General features: G+C 48.7%; 2 protein-coding genes. One reads left to right on the top strand and one right to left on the bottom strand.

All coding sequences use genetic code 11. From position 1 onward, the window contains the following. On the top strand, window positions 1-220 hold a 220-nt coding region (locus JX325_RS16975), incomplete at its 5' end, for a hypothetical protein (RefSeq protein ID WP_204792192.1). Here JX325_RS16975 and JX325_RS16970 read toward each other — a convergent pair. Beyond that, window positions 217-1,311, bottom strand: a 1,095-nt coding sequence (locus tag JX325_RS16970) for a phage/plasmid primase, P4 family (RefSeq protein ID WP_243414158.1), incomplete at its 5' end; no start/stop codon positions are given. The genes JX325_RS16975 and JX325_RS16970 overlap by 4 nt on opposite strands.

Genomic DNA, 1,311 nt, shown 5'->3' with positions numbered 1-1,311 from the left:
ACAAAGCCTGAGTGTTTGGCAATGTTCTTACGCTCTTGCTCGCTTTTCTTCCCGGCTGTATGGCCTTGTACGTTTTTTTCAGATTCCAATTTCAGACGGGCATTTTCTCTCAAAAGTTGCGAAAAATGGTTTTTCAGGCTCAAACATTCCCGCGCATATTTCCGGCATAAGTAAGAACAATGGCACCCGTGTGGTAGGTGCCATTGTTCTGTATATTTAAGTGGCCTTATCTTCGCCGCAGGTTTCTCCGCCGGTTTCGGCTAAAGCTTGCTTAACCAAATCATCAGCCTGAACCGACGCCACCGGCATCGCCGCTTCATCTTCATTGCCAATGCGAATGAGACCTGTGTAAGTCGCTTTGAGCTTAGGCACACAGATTTGCTGAGGGTCATTCCCGCGGTAAGTCGGACTCATCCAACGTTCGAGCTTGTATTCCAGGATTAAAGGCTCTGGCGTATCCATGAGCTTCTTCGGCCGCATAGCATTCTTGCGCCCAAATGTCGTGAAACCGGGAATCTTACCAGCTTCGGCCATATCGGCAATCTCTTTCACGAACGTGTTGCGACCCTGGATTTTGCCAGACGGCGAGTTCTGAATGAACCAGGCTTTATATAAATCATACAGGAATCCGAACGGCAGAATGCCCCAGACAGTCTCCGGAATCACTTCTTCAGCGAACAGCTGAATCGGGTTGTTATATTCCTTGTAGTCTTCCAAGACAAACCGGCAAGCCGCTGGCTCAGATAATTTATAATAATTCATGTTCAAGACTTTGAACAAGACGTACTCAAGAACTTCTTTCCGGCTCAGATAATCGTCTTTTATGTACTTCCGGGCCATGCCGGTAAAGCACTTGTCGAACGGGATAAACAGCTGCCGGCGATAGAAACTCTCGGACGTATCCCGGATTCTGGGATACTCGTTCAGGCACTGGACCATGAATCCAAAGAATTGATAGGATACAGGCGTCTTGAACTTCCGGTTAATCAAAATCACGTCATTCGTGATAACGGCTTTCAAGTTCGCCACTTTGTCAAGATACACGCCGACGTCGTTCTCGTCAACGATAATCGCACTGGAATGTATCAGCGGCTCCAGATGGAAGTCTTTCGAGAAGTCACTCAGGGATATACTTGCGTAGCTCCCGCGTCCACACAGATTACGCATGAGCTCACAGAGCGTGCCCTTGCCGGAATTGCCCGACGCCGAATACAGCCAGGCACATTGGTCCCAGCGGACAAATGGCCTGATAATCGCACCCAAAATCTGCCAGAGTAATTCGACGATGTCAGCATCGTTGGAAAGCCCAGA

It is taken from the genome of Oscillibacter sp. CU971, assembly GCF_905219725.1.
Taxonomy (GTDB): Bacteria; Bacillota; Clostridia; order Oscillospirales; family Oscillospiraceae; genus Oscillibacter.
This window is presented reverse-complemented; position numbering and strand designations above follow the sequence as displayed.